We start from the raw sequence: 5419 nt of genomic DNA, 5'->3' as shown, positions 1-5419 counted from the left end.
TAAGAGTTAATAAATGGACTGATCTGCGATCGGCATGTGCCGAAACGCGGATTGTATCAAATGGGCTGATGCGCGGTCTGACTGCGCTAAACTGCGGCATGGGTGGGCCGGAGACCCGGAATAATCACTTTGAGCCAATCACTCTGATACCGATGGATCTGGATGCAATCATGCCGGAGATGATGTCAGAAGAAGAAAAACGTCTTTTGAATGAATATCATGCCCTGGTATATGAAAAAGTGTCTCCGTATCTGGAAGAAGAAGAGAAAGAGTGGCTGAAAAAGTATACAAGAGCGATCTGATTATAACAATTTGATTATTTGATTGACATATACCCTTCAGTTGGATGTGCTTTTCTGAATTTGTCAGGAAAGCACATTCGTTTTTTTAATGTATTTTATAAAAATTTTTAATATATTTTATAAAATACAAATTGACAAGAGTAATAAATTTTCGTATATTATTAAATAATAAGAGGGAGTAACTGGCATCCGTCTGTGTATGATGGGTGTTTACGATGACGTCAATACGATGATGATTCATCCGTATCGTAATGAAATGGTGAGACTTTTATTGCATGTAGTTTATGTGCAATAAAAGTCTCTTTTTTTATTTTCGTAATAGATGTCAGAGCAGGAAGGAGAATAAGAATGTTGACAAGTGAACAAGCCAAAAATAATCAGGAAAAGTATGGATTTAATGAATTAGTAGAAGGAAAAAAGAAAAGCGTATTGCAGATATTTGCAGAACAGTTCAGGGATTTTCTTGTAATTATTCTGATCATCTCAGCGATTATATCAGGAATCATGGGGGATGCGGAAAGTGCGGTTGTTATCTTTGTTGTAATTACCATCAACGCAATACTCGGAACGGTGCAGACAGTAAAAGCAGAGCAGTCTTTAAAGAGTCTGAAGCAGATGTCGGCACCGGAAGCAAAGGTTATGCGTGACGGAAGACTGATTCAGATTCCATCCAGAGAGGTAACGATCGGAGATGAAGTAATCATTGAAGCGGGTGATTGTATCCCGGCAGATGGAAAATTGTCAGAATGTGCAAGCCTTAAGGTGGATGAAAGTGCATTGACGGGAGAAAGTATTGCGGTGGAAAAGTCGTTGGATGAAGTTCCGGAAGGAGCGGCTCTTGGAGATCAGACAAACAGGGTATTTTCCGGAAGCTTTGTCACATATGGAAGAGGAATCTATGAAGTGACAGAGATTGGAATGGAAACGGAGGTAGGAAAGATAGCCGGACTTCTGAAGACTACTTCTGAGAAGAAAACGCCGCTTCAGGTTAATCTGGATGATTTCGGGAAAAAACTTTCGATTCTCATCCTGATATTCTGTGGAATCATATTTGGGGTCAATGTATGGCAGGGCGGTTCTGCGGGAGATGCGTTTCTCTTTGCAATCGCACTTGCAGTTGCTGCGATTCCGGAAGCACTGAGTTCTATCGTTACAATCGTATTGTCGTTCGGGACACAGAAGATGGCAAAAGAACATGCTATTATACGAAAACTTCAGGCAGTGGAGGGGCTTGGAAGTGTGTCAATTATCTGCTCTGATAAAACGGGTACTCTTACGCAGAACCGAATGACGGTAGAGGATTATTATGTAGATGAAAAACGAATCCCAACATCGGATCTCAATATGGATCATAAAAATCAGAGACTGCTTTTAAAGTTCAGTATGCTCTGTAATGATTCTACAAATGAAAACGAGCAGGAGATTGGAGATCCGACAGAAACTGCGCTGATTAATCTCGGCAGTAATCTTGGACTTAAAACATCAGAGATCAGAGAAAAATATCCCAGAAAGTCGGAGGTTCCATTTGACAGCGACAGAAAACTGATGTCAACAGCACATGAGATGGAAGAGGGATATCTGATGATTGTAAAAGGTGCTGTTGATGTACTGATACAGCGCATGACCCGGATCAGAATTGGCGATACTGTTAGAGAGTTTACGAAGGATGATCAGGAAAAGATTATGCGACAGAACCTGGAATTTTCAAGAGACGGACTTCGCGTTCTGGCATTTGCCTATAAAGAAACAGAACAGGGCGTAGAGCTGACATATGAAGATGAACAGGAGCTGACATTCCTGGGACTGATTGCGATGATGGATCCTCCCAGAGAGGAATCCAAAGATGCAGTATCGGAATGTATAAAGGCGGGAATTAAACCGATCATGATTACGGGGGACCATAAGATTACCGCTTCTGCAATTGCAAAAAGAATCGGTATTCTGAAAGAAGAATCTGAGGCGTGTGAGGGAGCAGACATTGAGAATATGTCAGATGAAGAGCTTCGGGAATTTGTAAAAAATGTATCGGTATATGCAAGAGTATCTCCGGAACATAAGATCCGTATTGTGCGTGCATGGCAGGAAAGAGATAATATTGTTGCCATGACCGGTGATGGAGTCAATGATGCACCGGCTCTTCGACAGGCCAATATTGGTGTTGCCATGGGAATTACCGGAAGCGAAGTGGCAAAAGATGCGGCAGACATGGTTCTGACAGATGATAATTTTGCAACTATTGTAAAAGCGGTGGAAAATGGAAGAAATATATATCAGAATATAAAAAATTCAATCCAGTTTCTTCTGTCCGGCAACTTTGGGGCAATTCTGGCAGTGTTATATGCCTCTGTGACAGGACTTCCGGTTCCGTTTGCGCCGGTTCATCTGTTATTTATTAATCTTCTGACAGACAGTCTTCCGGCTATTGCGCTGGGACTGGAGCCGCATACAACAGAAGTTATGAAGGAGAAACCACGTCCGATGAATGAATCCATACTTACCGGATCGTATCTTGCGAGTATCGGAACAGAGGGACTGATTATCGGAATTATGACAATGGCTGCATTTTTCATTGGTTATCGGAACGGAGATTCCGTACTTGCAAGTACAATGGCATTTGGTACCTTGTGTACCAGCCGTCTGGTGCATGGATTTAACTGCAAAAGCAATCGTCCGATCATATTTACAAAACGATTATTTAATAACATATATCTGATCGGTGCATTTTTACTGGGACTGGCACTTATTACAGCAGTGCTTGTTCTTCCGGGAATGCAGGGGTTATTCAAGGTGGCAAGTCTTAATACGGAGCAGCTGCTTACGGTATATGGACTGGCGCTTTTAAATCTTCCGATTATACAGTTGCTGAAGTGGATACGTCAGTTGGTAAAAAAGAAGGGGTAGATCGGATTATACTCATTTTTCAGGAGGTATAAATGGAGTTAAATAAAGAAACAATTCATAAAATAAAAGGTCTGATTGTATTCACAGCTGTGGTTATCATGTGTTTTTGGAAATATGATGTTGTGATTCAAGTATTTCGATTTGTGTTCAATATTATATATCCGTTTGTCCTTGGAGGAGCGATTGCATTTGTCTTGAATGTTCCGATGAGTTTTGTTGAGAGACATCTGTTTTACAGAAAAGAAAGAACTGATGCAGAGATATATGAAAATAAAAGTGAAAATAAGAATGAGGAAATAAAGGGAAACAGCTGTCCTGAGAAAACAGGCAGGCAGAGGAAGATGGCACGTTTTATCAGTCTGCTGATTGTGATTGCCGTTGTGATGGGAATCGTTGTATTTATCATGTTTGTTCTGATTCCGCAATTAGCGGATACATTTTCTAATCTGGGAAAAAGTATTCAGGATTTTATTCCTACGATTCAGCAATGTGCAGACAGGTGGTTTCACAATAACAAAGAAATCATGGAATGGATCAATGGCCTGAAGTTTGACTGGAATAAGATTGTGAACGCCGGTATAGGATTTTTAAGGAATGGAGCCGGAAATGTAGTAGAATCTACGATTAACACCGCAAAAAGCATCATAAGTGCATTGTCGACATTTTTCATAGCATTGTCTTTCTCGATATATGTACTGGTACAGAAGGAAAAACTTGGAATTCAGGCAAAAAAAGTGTTATTTGCATTTGTGAGAAAAGGCCGGGCAGAGGCCGTGCTGGAAGTGATATCGCTGACTTATCGAACATTTTCCAGTTTTCTTACCGGTCAGTGCTTTGAGGCGATCATACTGGGGACAATGTTTGCTGTAACGATGGCTATACTCCGTCTTCCATATGCATTGCTCATAGGAATCTTAATAGCATTTACTGCATTGATCCCGATATTTGGTGCGTTTATTGGATGTGCAGTCGGCGCTTTTCTAATCTTTATGGTGAATCCGCTGCAGGCTTTGATATTTGTGATTTTGTTTCTGATTCTGCAGCAGATAGAAGGAAATCTGATATATCCGCATGTAGTGGGAAATTCGGTGGGACTTCCGTCAATCTGGGTGCTTGCCGCAGTCAGTATCGGAGGAAGTCTTATGGGAATAAAGGGAATGTTGATCTTTATTCCTGTGGTATCTGTAATGTATGCATTGTTCCGGGAAATTGTATACTTAAAATTAAAGCAAAGAAACATCAATCCGGATGACATAAATTAAAGTAGGGGACGGAGGATTTTTAAAAATTCCCCGTCCCCATTTTAGTTGATTAAAGTGGATTGGATATATGTAATAAATTCCTGAGCGATGTGTGACAAGTGATGGCTTTTGTTCCAGATTAAAATGTAGGATGCTTTAACGCTTGGTTTCTTTATTTCTTTTATACATATATCTGAGTTGGCAATATCCGCAGCAGATGAAGGATATATTGCAATACCGACCCCCTGGCGTACCAGTTCATAGGCATTCAACATATGCGCCATGCGACAGCGAATGGTGGGTGTTTGTCCGGTATATTGAAACCAGCTGTAAATCTCATCCAGCCTGGATGCCCGGGAAGGAATGATGAGATCATACGGAAGCAGATCAGCGGCTTCAAGAGTCGCGCTTTTATTATGCGCCAGTGGATGAGCTTCAGGAATCATGGCAATCCATGGTTCCTGATATACGGGTATAGATTCCAGTCCTTCTGCATTGTGTGGTTCCATAATTATGGCAAGTTCGCACAATCCTTTTGTGACGCGGTTAACAACATCATCAGAATTACCGTTCCAGAGATTATATTGAACATGGGGATATTTTCGATGAAATGCGGCGATCCATTCGGAAAGCAGTCTGGGTGCGTGTCCTTCTACAGATGCCAGATATAAGGTTCCCTGAAGACCGCTTTTGATTTCCCGGATATCTTCCGTTGATTTATTTACCAGATCAAGAATCTGGCTGGCGTATTGTTTAAATAAGATACCTTCTTCTGTAAGCTGCAAGGCATGTGGCTTTCGGATAAAAAGTTTCGCACCAAGTTCATTCTCAAGATCCTGAATCTGTCGGCTGAGAGGGGGTTGTGCCATACAGAGCTTTTCAGCGGCTCTGGTGAAATTTAGTTCTTCGGAAACAGCAAGAAAGTATCGGATATGACGGATTTCCATAAAATTTTTCCCCTATAATAATGAAAAT

4 protein-coding genes are annotated in these 5419 nt (G+C 41.1%); 3 read left to right on the top strand and 1 reads right to left on the bottom strand.

What is annotated here, in order from left to right:
• The 3 genes from JQM82_RS14170 to JQM82_RS14160 all read left to right on the top strand — a co-directional run.
• Window positions 1-302, top strand: a 302-nt coding sequence (locus JQM82_RS14170; protein ID WP_235251048.1) for a M24 family metallopeptidase C-terminal domain-containing protein, incomplete at its 5' end; no start/stop codon positions are given.
• A gap of 348 nt (window positions 303-650) precedes the next feature.
• Window positions 651-3203 carry a cation-translocating P-type ATPase gene (locus JQM82_RS14165; RefSeq protein ID WP_235251047.1) on the top strand — a complete coding sequence of 851 codons (2553 nt, stop codon included), beginning with the start codon at window positions 651-653 and terminating at the stop codon, window positions 3201-3203.
• A gap of 32 nt (window positions 3204-3235) precedes the next feature.
• Entirely contained in the window at window positions 3236-4465 is a 1230-nt protein-coding gene (locus tag JQM82_RS14160; RefSeq protein WP_235251045.1) for an AI-2E family transporter, read from the top strand.
• Window positions 4466-4506: 41 nt separating this feature from the next.
• Here JQM82_RS14160 and JQM82_RS14155 read toward each other — a convergent pair whose 3' ends face one another.
• Complete coding sequence (locus tag JQM82_RS14155; protein ID WP_235251044.1) at window positions 4507-5391, bottom strand: LysR family transcriptional regulator; 885 nt, start codon at window positions 5389-5391, stop codon at window positions 4507-4509.
• Between the last annotated feature and the right edge of the window lie 28 nt (window positions 5392-5419).

Origin of the sequence: Faecalicatena contorta, assembly GCF_021531995.1 — a bacterium.
Taxonomy (GTDB): Bacteria; Bacillota; Clostridia; order Lachnospirales; family Lachnospiraceae; genus Dorea_A; species Dorea_A contorta_A.
This window is presented reverse-complemented; position numbering and strand designations above follow the sequence as displayed.